Genomic DNA, 14,175 nt, shown 5'->3' with positions numbered 1-14,175 from the left:
GGCGGCATGAGGGGGATTTGTGTCAGCTTCGCCACAGCCGTGCTCTGATTTTCCGACGACTCTTGTATGGGTCACTACGGAGACCTGCACACTGGGGCGCATGAATGACTGGCCCGAGGGATACACCGGCGACAACCGCGGCAGCCGCTACGGACGCGGCAGCTCGAGCGCACAGCCCGAGAGCGCCCGTGTCATGCGGCAGGTCCGCCGCGGTCCGGCGGCATCGCCCGGGCAGGCGGGATACGGCGGCGCCCCGCCGTACGGCGGCGGAGTGCCGCAGCAGCCGTCGTATGTGGACGGCGGCGGCCACGGCCCCGGCGACGGCTACGACAGCGGCTACAACACCGGCCAGGTCTACGGCTCCCCCGGCGGCAGAGGCCCCGGCGGCCCGGGCGACGGCGTGTACGAGCCGCGCCCCGCCCCCAACTGGCGCCGCCGGATCAAGGTGACGGCCATCACGCTGGTGACACTGCTGGTCGTGACGAGCGTCGCCACGTACTTCTGGGCGGACTCCAAGCTCAACCGCGACGTCGACCTGTCGAAGGTCATCGACCGTCCGGAGGCGGGCGAGGGCACGAACTACCTGATCGTCGGCTCCGACAGCCGCAAGGGCATGTCGGCCGAGGAGAAGAAGAAGCTGCACACCGGATCCGCCGAGGGCAAGCGCACGGACTCGATGATGATCCTGCACACCGGCGGCGGCGCCCCGACGCTGATCTCGCTGCCACGCGACTCGAACGTCACGATCCCGTCGTTCAAGGGCTCCGACTCCGGCAAGCTCTACCCGAACACCGGCCGCCAGACGAAGCTGAACGCGGCCTACGCCGAGGACGGCCCGGAGCTGCTGGTGCGCACGGTGGAGGCCAACACGGGCCTGCACATCGACCACTACGTGGAGATCGGCTTCGCCGGCTTCGCGAACATCGTGGACGCGGTCGGCGGCGTCGAGATGGACATCCCGCAGGACATCAAGGACACCAAGTCCGGCGCGGACCTCAAGAAGGGCAAGCAGACGCTGAACGGCGAGCAGGCCCTCGCCTTCGTCCGCACCCGCTACGCGCTCGCCGGCTCCGACCTGGACCGTACGAAGAACCAGCAGAAGTTCCTCTCGGCCCTGGCCAACCAGGTCGCCACCCCGGGCACGGTGCTCAACCCCTTCAAGCTGTACCCGACCATGAGCGCGGGCCTGGACACCCTCGTGGTCGACAAGGACATGGGCCTGTTCGACCTGGCGTCCATGTTCTGGGCGATGAAGGGCGTCAGCGGCGGCGAGGGCACGTCGATGAACATGCCGATCGCGGGCAACGCCGCCAACGGCAACCTCCAGTGGGACACCGCGAAGGTGAAGACGCTGGTGAACCAGCTGAAGAACGACGAGACGGTCACCGTCTCGGGCAACTGAGCGGACACCGCCTCGGGCGACCGGGCGGGCGGACAGCGCGGAAGGGGGGGCACCCGGGCCGGGTGCCCCCCCCTTCCGCTGCCTGCGGCGGTTCTCACATCGAGGCGGCCGACATCGAGCGGCAACTCTCGGCGCAGCGGCGACACGCCTCGGCGCAGCGCATCATCTGCGCGTCGTCCGGCATGGACATACACGCCTCGGCGCACATGTCACAGGCCCGGGCGCACATCGCGCACATCTCGGCCATCAGGGGCGAGCGGCGCATCATCATGTCGGCGCACATGCGCGTCATCTCGGCGCAGTCCATGACCGTGCGCATGATCTGCATCTGGGCCGGGCCGCCCATCTGCAGGCAGGAGCTCATGGTCTCCTCGCACACGCTGTGGCAGGTCATGCACGCCTGGACGCAGTCCTGCATCTCCTTGCTCAGCGGGGTGGTGGTGGCGGGCTGCTGGGTCATGATGTCCTCCAGGGAGTGGCGGGAGCCGCGGATCGACGCCCGCACCTCTCGTCCTACGCCTGTGTCCCCATGAGCACCACAGGGCGGACCCGCCCGAGTGCGGTCCGTCCGACTGTGAGGCACGACGCATCCGGCGCTGCGTGAAAGTGCCGACAGCGGCAAAAAGGGTGTGCAGGCGCCGGGATCCGGCGTCGCGAGGCCGGGGGCGGCGAGCACACCGTGCAGGGGGGAGACCCACATGACCCAGCAGACGTACGACGAGCGGCGGGCACAGGAGCCGGAGCGCGAACCGGAGCCGAGAGGTCCCGAGGAGCAGAAACAGCGGCTGCGCAGACGGCTGGAGCGGCTGCTCGGTATCGCGGCGACCGAGGGCAACGAGCTCGTGCCGTTGCGCAACGGCGACGAGATCTTCCCGGCGATGCTGGCGGCCATCCGGGCCGCGGAGCACACCGTCGACATGATGACGTTCGTGTACTGGCGCGGCGACGTCGCCCACGAGTTCGCCGCCGCCCTGGCCGAGCGGGCCCGCGCGGGTGTCCGGGTGCGGCTGCTGCTGGACGGCTTCGGGGCCAAGGAGATAGAGCGGGACCTGCTGGACGCCATGGACGAGGCCGGCGTCCACGTGGCCTGGTTCCGCAGACCCACGCGCCTGTCACCGATGCGGCAGAACCACCGCTGCCACCGCAAGGTGCTGGTCACCGACGAGCACACCGCCTTCACCGGTGGCGTGGGCATCGCGGAGGAGTGGTGCGGCGACGCGCGGAACCCGGACGAGTGGCGCGACACCCACGTCCAGGTCCGCGGCCCCGCCGTGGACGGCATCGCCGCGGCCTTCGCCCAGAACTGGGCCGAGTGCCACGACGACCTCTACGACGACCACGACCGCTTCACCGCCCAAGAGCAGCCGGGCCGGGCCACGGTCCAGGTCGTGCGGGGCTCGGCCGCCTTCGGCTGGCAGGACATGCAGACGGTCCTGCGGGTCCTGATCACCTCGGCGCAGGAACGCCTGCGGCTGGCGACGGCCTACTTCGCCCCCGACTCCTACTTCATCGACCTGCTGGCCGCGGCGGCCCGCCGCGGGGTCCGGGTCGAGATCCTGCTGCCCGGCCCGCACACCGACCAGCGGGCGTGCCTGCTGGCCGGGCGGCAGCACTACCAGACGCTGGTCGACGCCGGTGTGGACGTGCGGGAGTACCAGCCGACCATGCTCCACACGAAGATCATCACGGTGGACGGGGTCTGCTCCCTCATCGGCTCCACCAACTTCAACCGCCGCTCCACGGAGCACGACGAGGAGGTCGTCCTGGCGGTCCTCGACGAGGACTTCACCGCGCGCCTCGACGACGACTTCGAGGCCGACCGCAAGCGCAGCGACCCCATCGACCCCGCCCGCTGGAAGCGCCGCCCGCTGTCCGAGCGCCTGGCCGAGGCGGCGGTGACCCCGATCCGCCGCTTCCTGTGAGACACGTCGGCCCCCGGCACGAGCCGGGGGCCGAGGAGCGTCCGCAGGGACCGGTTACGGCAGGTTGCGCGCCATGACGATGCGCTGGACCTGGTTCGTGCCCTCATAAATCTGCGTGATCTTGGCGTCGCGCATCATGCGCTCCACCGGGTAGTCGCGCGTGTAGCCGTAGCCGCCGAGGAGCTGGACCGCGTCCGTGGTGACCTCCATCGCCACGTCCGAGGCGAAGCACTTGGCGGCGGCACCGAGGTAGGTGAGGTCGGCGTCGACGCGCTGCGACGCGGCGGCGGCCTGGTAGGTCAGGGCGCGGGCGGCCGAGATCTTCATGGCCATGTCGGCGAGCATGAACTGGATGCCCTGGAAGTCGGCGATCGGCTTGCCGAACTGCTTGCGCTCCTGGACGTAGCCCTTGGCGTAGTCGAGGGCGCCCTGGGCGATGCCGAGGGCCTGGGCGGCGATGGTGATGCGGGTGTGGTCGAGGGTCTTCATCGCCGTGGCGAAGCCGGTGCCCTCCTCCCCGATCATGCGGTCTGCGGGGATGCGGACGTTGTCGAGGTAGACCTCACGGGTCGGGGAGCCCTTGATGCCGAGCTTCTTCTCGGGGGCACCGAAGGAGACGCCCTCGTCGGACTTCTCGACGACGAAGGCGGAGATGCCCTTGGAGCGCTTGGTGGGGTCGGTGACGGCCATCACCGTGTAGTACTCGGACTCGCCGGCGTTGGTGATCCAGCGCTTCACGCCGTTGAGGATCCAGTGGTCGCCGTCGCGGACGGCCTTGGTCTTCATGCCGGCGGCGTCGGAGCCGGCGTCCGGCTCGGAGAGGCAGTAGGAGAACATGCCCTCGCCCTTGGCGAGCGGGGTCATGTACCGCTTCTTCAGGTCCTCGGAGCCGGAGAGGATCACCGGCAGGGAGCCCAGCTTGTTCACGGCCGGGATGAGGGAGGAGGAGGCGCAGACCCGGGCGACCTCCTCGATCACTATGACGGTGGCCAGCGCGTCCGCGCCGGAGCCGCCGTACTCCTCGGGTACGTGCACGGCGTGCAGGTCGTTCGCGACCAGCGCCTGGAGGGCCTCGCGCGGGAAGCGGGCCTCCTCGTCCACCGCGGCGGCGTGCGGCGCGATCTTCGCCTCGGCCAGGGAACGGACGGCGTCACGGAGCATGTCGTGCTCCTCGGACGGGCGGTACAGGTCGAAGTCAGCCGATCCGGCCAAGGTCTCTCACGCTCCAAAACGCTGCGATGCTGACGCTAACTACCGTTAAGTAATCAAAAGTTTATGGGGTCGCCCACGCGAGTGATACGTGAGCTAGGCGACAGCGGAGAAGTTGCCCAGTGAAGCGCGCTGCCATGCCCCGGCTATGCTCGGGCGCGCACCGCATGCCGTAGACCCCTGGAGTACCCCATGGCCCTGAAGATCACCGTGATCGGCACCGGTTATCTCGGCGCGACACACGCGGCGGCCATGGCCGAGCTGGGCTTCGAGGTGCTCGCCCTCGACGTGGTGCGCGAGAAGATCGAGAAGCTGGAGCGCGCCGAGGCCCCGATGTACGAGCCGGGCCTGGAGGAGCTGCTGCGCAAGCACGTCGCCGGCATCGAGGGTTCCAGCGGCCGACTGCGCTTCACCCAGGACTGGGCGGAGATCGGCGCGTTCGGCGATGTGCACTTCGTCTGCGTGAACACCCCGCAGCGACACGGCGAGTACGCCTGCGACATGAGCTACGTCGACGCCGCGATCGCCTCGCTCGCGCCGCATCTGCACGGTCCGGCGCTGGTCGTCGGCAAGTCGACCGTGCCGGTCGGCTCCGCGGACCGCCTCGCGTCCTACCTGGCCGCGCACGCGCCCGCCGGGGCGGACGCCGAGCTGGCGTGGAACCCGGAGTTCCTGCGCGAGGGCTTCGCCGTCGACGACACGCTGCACCCCGACCGTCTCGTGGTGGGCGTGCGCAGTGAGCGAGCCGAGAAGCTGCTGCGGGAGGTGTACGCGACGCCGATCGCCGAGGGCTCGCCGTTCGTGGTGACCGACTTCCCGACCTCGGAGCTGGTGAAGACCTCCGCGAACTCCTTCCTCGCCACGAAGATCTCGTTCATCAACGCCATGGCGGAGGTGTGCGAGGCCGCGGGCGGTGACGTCGCCAAGCTGGCGGAGGCCATCGGCTACGACGACCGGATCGGCAAGAAGTTCCTGCGGGCCGGGATCGGCTTCGGCGGCGGGTGTCTGCCGAAGGACATCCGGGCGTTCATGGCGCGCGCCGGTGAGCTGGGCGCGGACCAGGCGCTGACGTTCCTGCGGGAGATCGACTCGATCAACATGCGCCAGCGCGGGCAGATGGTGGAGCTGGCCCGGCAGGCGCTGGGCGGCGGGCCGTTCCTGGGCAAGCGGGTGGCGGTGCTGGGCGCGACCTTCAAGCCCGACTCCGACGACGTGCGGGACTCGCCCGCGCTGAACGTGGCCGGGCAGATCCACCTCCAGGGCGGCCAGGTCACGGTCTACGACCCGAAGGGCATGGACAACGCCCGCGGTGTGTTCCCGACGCTCGGCTACGCCGACTCGGCGCTGGACGCCGTGCGCGGGGCCGACATCGTGCTGCATCTGACGGAGTGGCGGGAGTTCCGCGAGCTGGACGCCGAGGCGCTCGGCGAGGTCGCCGCGGCGCGGGTCATCCTGGACGGCCGCAACGCCCTGGACCCGGAGCTCTGGCGCAAGGCCGGCTGGACGTACCGGGCGATGGGGCGTCCCAGGGCCTGAGCGCGAGACGCGTCACACAGGCGACGCCGGTTCGGCCGAGGCTCAGTCGGCCGAACCGGCGTCTTCGTGCATTCTGCACCACCGGGCTGTGCGGCGGGCCGTCCATACCTCTTTGGGCCGGTAGCGGCTGTACCACTGTGGCCCGGAAGCCGCTGCACCCCTGTGGACCCCGGTGGCCGCTTGACCTCGTCAGCCCGGAAGCCGCTGCACCCCTGTGGACCCGGCGGCGGCCTGATCCCGTCGGCCCCGAAGCCGCTGCACCCCTGTGGACCCGGTGGCGGCTATGCCTCCTTGGCCCGGTAGCGGCGCATCTTCGCGCGGGCTCCGCAGACCTGCATGGAGCACCAGCGGCCGCGGCCTGCCGGGCTGCGGTCGTAGTAGGCCCAGTGGCAGTCGGCGGCCGCGCAGGCCTTGAGGCGGGTCCAGGTGCCGGCGACCAGGGCCTCTGCGACGGCGGCGGCCACGCGCGCGTGCAGGGAGCGGCCGTCGGCGGGGGCCAGGGCGGCCGAGCCGTCCGCCGCGTCGACGGTGACGAGGAGCGGGGCCTCGGCCAGGAGCACGCCGAGCGGGGTGACGTCGCGGTGCGGCGGGTGGCCGGCGTGGGCGAGCAGGGTCGCGCGCAGGGACTCGCGCAGGGTGCGGGCCCGGTCCGTCTCCTCCGCGGTGATGCCGAGGCGCTCCCGGCCCTCGGGTGTGTCCAGCGCGTCGGCGCCGGACTCGATGTCCAGCGTGTTCACCAGGGCCTCGACCAGGGCCAGGCCGCCGGGCGCGGGCGATCTCTCCGTCATGGCTGGACCGTACCTCTCGCGATTCCCCTTGCGAGGTTACCGCCCATGCGGGAGCATGCAGTAACGGTTACTGGTTATCCGCCTCTGCGGGTAACGCCGACTTCGAGGAGGAAGTCATGGCTCTCGCCAAGCTGGGTGTCGTCGTCCTGGACTGTCCCGACCCGCGCGCCCTGGCCGGTTTCTACGCCGAGGTGCTGGGCGGCACGCCGACGGTGGAGACCGACGGGGAGGACGAGTGGGTCGACCTGAAGGTGCCGGACGGCACACCGCTCGCCTTCCAGGCGTCTCCCGGGTACGTACCGCCGAAGTGGCCCTCGCCCGACGGCTCGCAGCAGTTCCACCTCGACCTCGTGGTGGACGACCTGGACGCGGCCGAGAAGGGCGTACTGGCGCTCGGGGCGAAACCGCTGGACGCGGAGGACCGGGAGCGGACCTTCCGGGTTTACGCCGACCCGGCCGGGCACCCGTTCTGCCTCTGCGCCTGCTGACCCTCGGAGGCCTCATGTCCGCCGTGGCACGTTTTCGTTCCGTGGTCGTCGACTGCCCCGACCCCCGCGAGCTGGCCCGCTTCTATGCGCGGGTCGGCGGCGGCACCCCGGAGGACGACGACCCCGACTGGGTGGTGCTGCGCGTCCCCGGCGGGCCCCGGCTCGCCTTCCAGCGCTCCCCCGGCCACACTCCGCCGGAGTGGCCGCGGGCCGATCGCAACGCCCAGCAGTTCCACCTCGACTTCGACGCCGGTTCGACCTGGGACGAGATCGACGCGGCGGAGGAGCGGGTGCTGGCGCTGGGCGCGCGGGTGCTGGACAAGGAGGACGACGTGAAGAAGGACTTCCGCGTCTACGCCGACCCGGCGGGGCATCCGTTCTGCCTGTGCCGGATCGAGCACGACTGACCCGGGGACGATCGGCGCGAGCACGATCGACCTGACGGACCCGTTCCGGCGGCAGGCCCGTCCGGCGGCAGGCCCGTCCGGCGGCGGGCCGCTACCCGTCCAGCTCCGAGATCGTCGCCGTGGACGGCTCGCGGCGCTGCTGGGCGGCGCGGGCCGCGAAGTCGGCGCCGCGCAGGACACGCTGGACGTTGCCCCAGGTCAGCAGCGCCACGTCCGCCTCCTCCCAGCCGCGCCTCAGCAGCTCGGCGATCAGCCGCGGATAGCAGGAGGTGTCGCCGAGCTCCTGCGGGTGGGCGGCTCCGGAGTCGTACGTGCCGGACAGTCCGACGCAGTGCGCTCCGGCCACGGCGCGGACGTGGTCGAGGTGGTCGGCGACATCGCGGACGGTCGGGCCGGTCTGTTCGGCGGTCAGCGGCACCAGGCACAGTCCCTTGGCCGCGCCGAGCTCCGCCAGCAGGTCGTCCGGGAGGTTGGCCGGATGGGGGCGCAGGCTCCGGGCCGCGGAGCGGCTGCACAGCACGGGTGCCCGGGACAGGCTCAGGACGCGGCGCAGGGTCTGGGCGGAGGCGCCGGAGAGGTCCGTGATCACGCCGAGACGGTTCATCTCGCGCACGACCTCCTCGCCGAACCGGGTCAGGCCCGCCTCGCTCGCCCAGGACACGCCGGTCAGCGTGAGGACGCGCAGACCGAGCAGGTGCAGCTGGCGCAGGATGCCGAGCGAGTCGCCCAGGGCCGGGGCGCCGGCGGGGCCGAGGAGCACGGCGACGCGGCCGCAGTTGCGGGCGTCCGCGACCTGCCCGGCCGTGCAGGCCGGCCGCAGGCCCTCCTCACAGGTCCGGACGACGGTCTTCGCCAGGTCCAGCTGCTCCAGGGTGGCGCCGACGGCTCGGTCGCCGTCCAGGCCCTCGGGCAGGTGCAACGACCAGAACAGCGCGCCCACATGGCCGCTGCGCAGCCGGGGCACGTCCGTGTCGACGGTGCTCTCGCCGTCCTCCAGGTCGTACCAGGACAGGCGCTTGAGCGCCCAGGGCAGTCCGTTGTAGCCGTCGGCGACGGGGTGCGCGGCCAGGATGGCGCGGGCCCGGGTCATGGGCGCGTCGTCCGGGTCGGAGACGGGCTCGTAGGACTCCGCCGCGACGACGCCCTCGTCGGGGTACGGCTCGGCCAGTTCGTCGAACTCCCCGGCGGCCGCGGCGGCGGCGCGCAGGTCGTCCTGGAGGTCTGCCATGGCGGCTCCGTGGGGTCGTTCGTGAGGTACGGTCACCGTCGCACGAAGCGGGGAGTGGTTCCTGGTGGGCGGGGCGTTCGGAGTACGGCGCGGGCCTCGCGGGCGGGTGCCCTCAGGACAGCCGGGCCGCGTCGATCACCTCGTCCAGGGTGTCCCGGGAACGGACCAGGTCGGCGATCATCCGGTCGATGCGGGCGCGCTCGGCGGTGAGGTCGGCGACCAGCTTCGGCGTGGCGACGACGGAGGGGCCGCCGTCGGTGTCCCGCATGCAGGGCAGCAACTGGACGATCTTCTCGCTGCACAGTCCCGCAGCGAACAGCTCCTGGATCCGGATGACCCGGTCCACGGCCGCCTCCGGGTACTCCCGGTGCCCGCCGGGGGTCCGCTCGGCGGACAGCATGCCCTGCTTCTCGTAGTAGCGCAGCGACCGCTCGCTGACGTTGGTCCGCCGGGCCAGTTCACCGATCCGCACGTGCCACCCCCGGACTTGATTCTGACATCAGTGTCAGGTTCTAGCGTACGGGTATGACGCAGCACACGACAGCACTCTTCGCACCGGCTCGTCTCCCCGGGCTGGACCTGCCCAGCCGTCTGGTGATGGCTCCGCTGACCCGCAACCGCGCCGGCGCGGACGGCACCCCGACCCCGCTCATGGCCGAGTACTACGCCCAGCGCGCCTCGGCCGGGCTGATCATCGCCGAGGCCTCGACACCGAACGCGGTCGGTCAGACGTACCCCGACATCGCCGCCATCCACAGTCCGGCCCACGTGGCCGGCTGGCGGCAGGTCACGGACGCCGTACGGGACGCGGGCGGGCGGATGTTCCTCCAGCTCCAGCACGGCGGCCGGGTCGGCCACCCCGCGACCAGCGGGCTCACGCCGCTGGCGCCCTCGCCCGTCCCGCTGCCCGAGACCATCCACACGCCGCAGGGGCGACTGCCGGCCGTCGTCCCCCGGGAGATGACCGGCGAGGACATCCGCACCACCGTCGCCGACTTCGCGAAGGCCGCCCGCAACGCGATCCACGCCGGGTTCGAGGGCGTCGAGGTGCACTCCGCCAACGGCCATCTGCTGCACCAGTTCCTCGCCCGCAACACCAATCTCCGCACCGACGGCTACGGCGGTTCCGTCGCCGCCCGGATCCGGTTCACGGCCGAGGTGACCGAGGCCGTGGCCGCCGAGATCGGGGCCGGGCGGACGGGGCTGCGGGTCTCCCCCGGCAACACGGTCAACGGCATCGCGGAGGGCGAGACGGAGGAGCTCTACCCGGCGCTCGCCGAGCGGCTGGGCGGGCTGGGACTCGCGTATCTGCACCTGGTGCGCTCCGACCCGGACACGGAGGTGTTCCGTGCGGTGCGCGCCGCCTGGCCGGGCGTGCTCATCGGCAACCCGGTGCTGAGCGAGTTCACCACGCGGGAGGTGCGCCGGGCGTCCGAGGCACTGCTGGCCGCCGGTGCCGATCTGATCGCGCTCGGCCGGCCCTTCCTCGCCAACCCCGACCTGGTGGCGCGGCTGCGGCTCGGGGCGCCGCTCAACGAGATGCGCGACCGGTACTTCATGTACGTGGGCGGGGCGACCGGCTACACCGACTACCCCGCCCTCGACGATCAGCCGGCGGACGCGTCCAGCGACTCGATCGTGGCGTTGGACGGCGACCGCGTCGCCTGAAGCCCCCGGGCCACGTCCTCCGCCGCGTCCAGCACCCGGACCGCGTTCTTCCAGGTCAGCTTTGCCAGATCGGCCTTGGACCAGCCGCGGTCGAGCAGTTCGGCGAGGAGGTTGGGGTAGCCGGAGACGTCGGCGAGGCCGTCGGGCGTGAAGGCCGTGCCGTCGTAGTCGCCGCCGATGCCGAGGTGGTCGATGCCGGCCGCCTCGCGCATGTGGTCCAGGTGGTCGGCGACCGTCGACACCGTCGCGACCGGCCGCGGGTGCCGCTCCTCGAAGGCGCGGTGGACCTTCATGGCCTCCGCGGTGGTGTCGAGGTGATGGAAGCCGTGTGCGCGCATGTTCTCGTCGGCCGCGGCCGTCCAGTCCACGGCCGCCTGGAGCACGAACTTCGGCACGAACGTCACCATCGCCATGCCGCCGTTGGCGGGCAGCCGCTCCAGGACGTCGTCGGGAACGTTGCGCGGGTGGTCGCACACGGCCCGGGCGGAGGAGTGGGAGAAGATCACCGGGGCGGAGCTCGCGTCGAGCGCGTCCCGCATGGTCGTCGCCGCCACGTGGGAGAGGTCGACGAGCATGCCGAGCCGGTTCATCTCCCGGACGACCTCACGGCCGAACGCGGTCAGACCACCGGCCTTCGGCTCGTCGGTCGCGGAGTCCGCCCAGTCGACGTTGTCGTTGTGGGTGAGGGTCATGTATCGCACACCGAGGTTGTGCAGGCCGCGCAGGGTGCCCAGGGAGTTGGCGATGGAGTGGCCGCCCTCCGCTCCCATGAGGGAGGCGATACGCCCCTCCCCGCGCGCGGCCTCCATGTCGGCGGCGGTGAGCGCGGGGCGCAGGTCCTCGGGGTGGCGGGCCAGCAACTGCCGTACGCAGTCGATCTGTTCGAGCGTGGCGGCGACCGGGTCGGGCGCGTCCGTGCGGACGTACACCGACCAGTACTGGGCGCCGACCCCGCCCGCGCGCAGCCGGGGGATGTCGGTGTGCAGATGGGCGCTCTGGTCGGCGGCGATGTCGCGGGCGTCGAGGTCGTAGCGGACCTGCTCGCGCAGCGCCCAGGGCAGGTCGTTGTGGCCGTCGACGACCGGGAACTCGCGCAGGAGTTCCCGGGCTGCCTCCTGGGAGGTCATCGTCGTCACTTCCCCGCGCCGAAGCCGAATCCGCCCGAGCCCTCGACCTTGGAGCGCAGGCGCTTGCCCTTCTCGGTGGCCTGGTCGTTCAGCTCCTGCTGGAAGTCGCGCATCCGGCCGCGCAGTTCCTCGTCGTGCGCGGCGAGGATGCGGGCCGCCAGCAGACCGGCGTTGCGGGCACCGGCGACGGAGACGGTGGCAACGGGGACACCGGCCGGCATCTGCACGATGGACAGGAGGCTGTCCATGCCGTCGAGGTACTTCAGCGGCACGGGCACGCCGATGACGGGCAGCGGGGTCACGGAGGCGAGCATGCCGGGCAGGTGGGCGGCGCCGCCCGCCCCGGCGATGATCACCTTGAGCCCGCGGGCGTCGGCCTGCTCGCCGTAGGCGACCATCTCGCGCGGCATGCGGTGCGCGGAGACGACGTCGACCTCGTAGGCGATCTCGAACTCGTCGAGGGCCTTGGCGGCGGCCTCCATGACGGGCCAGTCGGAGTCCGACCCCATGACGATGCCAACAACAGGGCTCATTCGGTGATGGTGCCTCTCAGGTAGCCGGCTGCGTGACGGGCGCGCTCCAGCACGTCGTCCAGGTCGTCGCCGTAGGTGTTGACGTGACCGACCTTGCGGCCGGGCTTCACGTCCTTGCCGTACATGTGGATCTTGAGCTGGGGGTCGCGGGCCATGCAGTGCAGGTACGCGGAGTACATGTCCGGGTAGTCGCCGCCGAGGACGTTGACCATGACTGTCCACGCGGCGCGCGGGCGCGGGTCGCCGAGGGGCAGGTCCAGGACCGCCCGGACGTGGTTGGCGAACTGGCTGGTGACGGCGCCGTCCATCGACCAGTGGCCGGAGTTGTGGGGGCGCATCGCGAGCTCGTTGACGAGGATGCGGCCATCGCGGGTCTGGAACAGCTCGACCGCGAGGTGGCCGACGACGCCGAGCTCCTTGGCGATGTTCAGCGCCATCTCGGAGGCCTCCAGGGCGAGGGCCTCGTCGAGGTCGGGCGCCGGGGCCACGACCGTGTCGCAGACGCCGTTGACCTGGCGGGACTCCACGACCGGGTAGGCCACGGCCTGGCCGTGCGGGGAGCGGACCACATTGGCGGCGAGCTCGCGCAGGAAGTCGACCTTCTCCTCGGCGAGCACGGGGACACCGGCCTTGAACGGTTCTGCGGCCTCCTCGACGGAGTCGACGACCCACACGCCCTTGCCGTCGTAGCCGCCGCGGACGGTCTTGAGGACGACCGGGAATCCCCCACTCTCGGCTTCGCTCGAGCGGGAGGTGCCCCCACCGCCCTCGGCCGCGAAGGCGGCCACGTCCTGCGGATCGGACACGATCCTGTGCCGGGGGCAGGGAACGCCGATCGCGTCGAGCTTCGCGCGCATCACCCCCTTGTCCTGGGCGTGCACGAGCGCGTCGGGGCCGGGGCGCACGGGGATGCCGTCCGCCTCCAGGGCCCGGAGGTGCTCGGTGGGTACGTGTTCGTGATCGAAGGTGATCACATCGCACCCCCGGGCGAACTCGCGCAGCGTGTCGAGGTCGCGATAGTCGCCGACGACGACATCGCTCACGACCTGCGCAGCGGAGTCCTGCGGGGTGTCACTGAGGAGCTTGAACCTGATGCCCAGCGGGATGCCCGCCTCGTGTGTCATACGAGCGAGCTGGCCACCGCCGACCATGCCGACTACGGGGAACGTCACTCCCTCAGGGTATCGGCCGCGCCAGGGTGGCCGGTTTCCCGTCCCTCCCCGGGGCCGTCCGGACCATCTCCGGCCCTCCACCGGCATCCGCAGGAAGATCGCGCGGGAGGGTGGTTAGCATGGCTGGGTTGACGCCGACGACCGGACGGGGGCCTGCACGACCATGGGACATGGTGCATCTCGGCTCCGGCGGATCGTCCGCGAAGTCGCCAAGTTCGGCGCGGTGGGCGGTGCCGGGGTGCTGGTCAACCTCGCCGTCTTCAACCTGGTGCGGCACACCACCGACCTCCAGGTGGTGCGCGCGAGCGTGATCGCGACCGTCGTCGCGATCGTCTTCAACTACGTCGGCTTCCGCTACTTCACGTACCGCGACCGCGACAAGAGCCGCCGCACGCGTGAGATGACTCTCTTCCTGCTGTTCAGCGCGATCGGCCTGGTCATCGAGAACGGCGTCCTGTACGCGGCCACGTACGGCTTCGGCTGGAACACCCCGCTCCAGAACAACGTCTTCAAGTTCCTGGGCATCGGCATCGCGACGCTGTTCCGCTTCTGGTCCTACCGCTCCTGGGTCTTCCAGGCGCTCCCCGCCCGCGAGACGCCCGCTCCCCCGGCCCCGGCCCCGGTCCTCCGGAACGAGCAGGCCGTCCCCCCGAAGACGAAGCAGCAGGTGCCGTAGCCCTCCGGGCCCGGGCCGC

At 71.4% G+C, this 14,175-nt stretch carries 15 protein-coding genes; 7 read left to right on the top strand and 8 right to left on the bottom strand.

The genetic code is table 11. The features are described from left to right. Positions 1-100 precede the first annotated feature (100 nt). On the top strand, positions 101-1,402 hold the full coding sequence (locus tag IE153_RS26650; protein WP_189592336.1) for an LCP family protein: 1,302 nt from the start codon (positions 101-103) through the stop codon (positions 1,400-1,402). 94 nt (positions 1,403-1,496) lie between these two features. On the opposite strand, the gene IE153_RS26645 is transcribed toward IE153_RS26650, so the two are convergent. Next, positions 1,497-1,862: a four-helix bundle copper-binding protein gene (locus tag IE153_RS26645; protein ID WP_189592335.1), complete on the bottom strand. Its 366-nt coding sequence runs from the start codon at positions 1,860-1,862 to the stop codon at positions 1,497-1,499. A 238-nt stretch (positions 1,863-2,100) separates the two neighbouring features. Between IE153_RS26645 and IE153_RS26640 the strand changes: the two genes are divergently transcribed. After that, a complete protein-coding gene (locus tag IE153_RS26640) occupies positions 2,101-3,324 on the top strand; it encodes a phospholipase D-like domain-containing protein (RefSeq protein WP_229829173.1) in 1,224 nt (407 codons plus the stop codon). A 54-nt stretch (positions 3,325-3,378) separates the two neighbouring features. Here IE153_RS26640 and IE153_RS26635 read toward each other — a convergent pair whose 3' ends face one another. Further along, a complete protein-coding gene (locus tag IE153_RS26635; RefSeq protein ID WP_185007834.1) occupies positions 3,379-4,536 on the bottom strand; it encodes an acyl-CoA dehydrogenase in 1,158 nt (385 codons plus the stop codon). Between the two features lie 189 nt (positions 4,537-4,725). On the opposite strand from IE153_RS26635, the gene IE153_RS26630 reads away from it, so the two are divergent. Beyond that, a complete protein-coding gene (locus IE153_RS26630) occupies positions 4,726-6,069 on the top strand; it encodes a UDP-glucose dehydrogenase family protein (RefSeq protein WP_189592334.1) in 1,344 nt (447 codons plus the stop codon). A gap of 281 nt (positions 6,070-6,350) precedes the next feature. Here the strand turns inward: IE153_RS26630 and IE153_RS26625 are convergent, their stop codons facing one another. Next, the gene (locus IE153_RS26625) at positions 6,351-6,857 is read right to left on the bottom strand and encodes a CGNR zinc finger domain-containing protein (protein WP_189592333.1); all 507 of its coding nucleotides are present in this window, start codon (positions 6,855-6,857) and stop codon (positions 6,351-6,353) included. Between the two features lie 116 nt (positions 6,858-6,973). Here IE153_RS26625 and IE153_RS26620 point away from each other — a divergent pair, with 116 nt between their 5' ends. Both IE153_RS26620 and IE153_RS26615 read left to right on the top strand, forming a co-directional pair. Next, positions 6,974-7,345, top strand: a complete 372-nt coding sequence (locus IE153_RS26620) for a VOC family protein (RefSeq protein WP_031138493.1) — start codon at positions 6,974-6,976, stop codon at positions 7,343-7,345. Between the two features lie 14 nt (positions 7,346-7,359). Further along, on the top strand, positions 7,360-7,752 hold the full coding sequence (locus IE153_RS26615; protein WP_189592332.1) for a VOC family protein: 393 nt from the start codon (positions 7,360-7,362) through the stop codon (positions 7,750-7,752). A gap of 91 nt (positions 7,753-7,843) precedes the next feature. Here IE153_RS26615 and IE153_RS26610 read toward each other — a convergent pair whose 3' ends face one another. Continuing rightward, positions 7,844-8,980, bottom strand: a complete 1,137-nt coding sequence (locus IE153_RS26610) for a dipeptidase (RefSeq protein WP_189592331.1) — start codon at positions 8,978-8,980, stop codon at positions 7,844-7,846. A 112-nt stretch (positions 8,981-9,092) separates the two neighbouring features. Beyond that, positions 9,093-9,452, bottom strand: a complete 360-nt coding sequence (locus IE153_RS26605; RefSeq protein WP_097217026.1) for a MerR family transcriptional regulator — start codon at positions 9,450-9,452, stop codon at positions 9,093-9,095. Positions 9,453-9,505: 53 nt separating this feature from the next. Here IE153_RS26605 and IE153_RS26600 point away from each other — a divergent pair, with 53 nt between their 5' ends. Beyond that, positions 9,506-10,648 (top strand): alkene reductase, encoded by a 1,143-nt coding sequence (locus IE153_RS26600; protein ID WP_189592330.1) that lies wholly within the window; start codon positions 9,506-9,508, stop codon positions 10,646-10,648. On the opposite strand, the gene IE153_RS26595 is transcribed toward IE153_RS26600, so the two are convergent. The 3 genes from IE153_RS26595 to IE153_RS26585 are packed head-to-tail and all read right to left on the bottom strand — an operon-like array spanning position 10,588 to position 13,480. After that, positions 10,588-11,775, bottom strand: coding sequence for a dipeptidase (locus tag IE153_RS26595; protein ID WP_189592329.1), 1,188 nt, complete (start codon positions 11,773-11,775; stop codon positions 10,588-10,590). The two genes, IE153_RS26600 and IE153_RS26595, sit on opposite strands and share 61 nt — an antisense overlap. 5 nt (positions 11,776-11,780) lie before the next feature. Continuing rightward, positions 11,781-12,308, bottom strand: coding sequence for a 5-(carboxyamino)imidazole ribonucleotide mutase (gene purE / locus IE153_RS26590; protein WP_003990723.1), 528 nt, complete (start codon positions 12,306-12,308; stop codon positions 11,781-11,783). After that, positions 12,305-13,480: a 5-(carboxyamino)imidazole ribonucleotide synthase gene (locus tag IE153_RS26585; protein ID WP_189592328.1), complete on the bottom strand. Its 1,176-nt coding sequence runs from the start codon at positions 13,478-13,480 to the stop codon at positions 12,305-12,307. Before IE153_RS26585 ends, purE begins: the two co-directional genes overlap by 4 nt. Before the next feature lie 163 nt (positions 13,481-13,643). Between IE153_RS26585 and IE153_RS26580 the strand changes: the two genes are divergently transcribed. Then, entirely contained in the window at positions 13,644-14,156 is a 513-nt protein-coding gene (locus IE153_RS26580; protein ID WP_189592327.1) for a GtrA family protein, read from the top strand. Positions 14,157-14,175 lie beyond the last annotated feature (19 nt).

Origin of the sequence: Streptomyces massasporeus, from assembly GCF_014648995.1 — a bacterium.
Taxonomy (GTDB): Bacteria; Actinomycetota; Actinomycetes; order Streptomycetales; family Streptomycetaceae; genus Streptomyces; species Streptomyces massasporeus.
The sequence above is the reverse complement of the archived record's forward strand: the minus strand, read 5'-3'. Positions and strand labels throughout refer to the sequence as shown.

What these genes read in the sequence shown, in the direction of transcription:
- IE153_RS26650 (WP_189592336.1), top strand. Translation starts at nt 101, where the DNA reads ATGAATGACTGGCCCGAGGGATACACCGGCGACAACCGCGGCAGCCGC.
- IE153_RS26645 (WP_189592335.1), bottom strand. Translation starts at nt 1,862, where the DNA reads ATGACCCAGCAGCCCGCCACCACCACCCCGCTGAGCAAGGAGATGCAG.
- IE153_RS26640 (WP_229829173.1), top strand. Translation starts at nt 2,101, where the DNA reads ATGACCCAGCAGACGTACGACGAGCGGCGGGCACAGGAGCCGGAGCGC.
- IE153_RS26630 (WP_189592334.1), top strand. Translation starts at nt 4,726, where the DNA reads ATGGCCCTGAAGATCACCGTGATCGGCACCGGTTATCTCGGCGCGACA.
- IE153_RS26625 (WP_189592333.1), bottom strand. Translation starts at nt 6,857, where the DNA reads ATGACGGAGAGATCGCCCGCGCCCGGCGGCCTGGCCCTGGTCGAGGCC.
- IE153_RS26620 (WP_031138493.1), top strand. Translation starts at nt 6,974, where the DNA reads ATGGCTCTCGCCAAGCTGGGTGTCGTCGTCCTGGACTGTCCCGACCCG.
- IE153_RS26615 (WP_189592332.1), top strand. Translation starts at nt 7,360, where the DNA reads ATGTCCGCCGTGGCACGTTTTCGTTCCGTGGTCGTCGACTGCCCCGAC.
- IE153_RS26610 (WP_189592331.1), bottom strand. Translation starts at nt 8,980, where the DNA reads ATGGCAGACCTCCAGGACGACCTGCGCGCCGCCGCCGCGGCCGCCGGG.
- IE153_RS26600 (WP_189592330.1), top strand. Translation starts at nt 9,506, where the DNA reads ATGACGCAGCACACGACAGCACTCTTCGCACCGGCTCGTCTCCCCGGG.
- IE153_RS26595 (WP_189592329.1), bottom strand. Translation starts at nt 11,775, where the DNA reads ATGACCTCCCAGGAGGCAGCCCGGGAACTCCTGCGCGAGTTCCCGGTC.
- purE (WP_003990723.1), bottom strand. Translation starts at nt 12,308, where the DNA reads ATGAGCCCTGTTGTTGGCATCGTCATGGGGTCGGACTCCGACTGGCCC.
- IE153_RS26580 (WP_189592327.1), top strand. Translation starts at nt 13,644, where the DNA reads ATGGGACATGGTGCATCTCGGCTCCGGCGGATCGTCCGCGAAGTCGCC.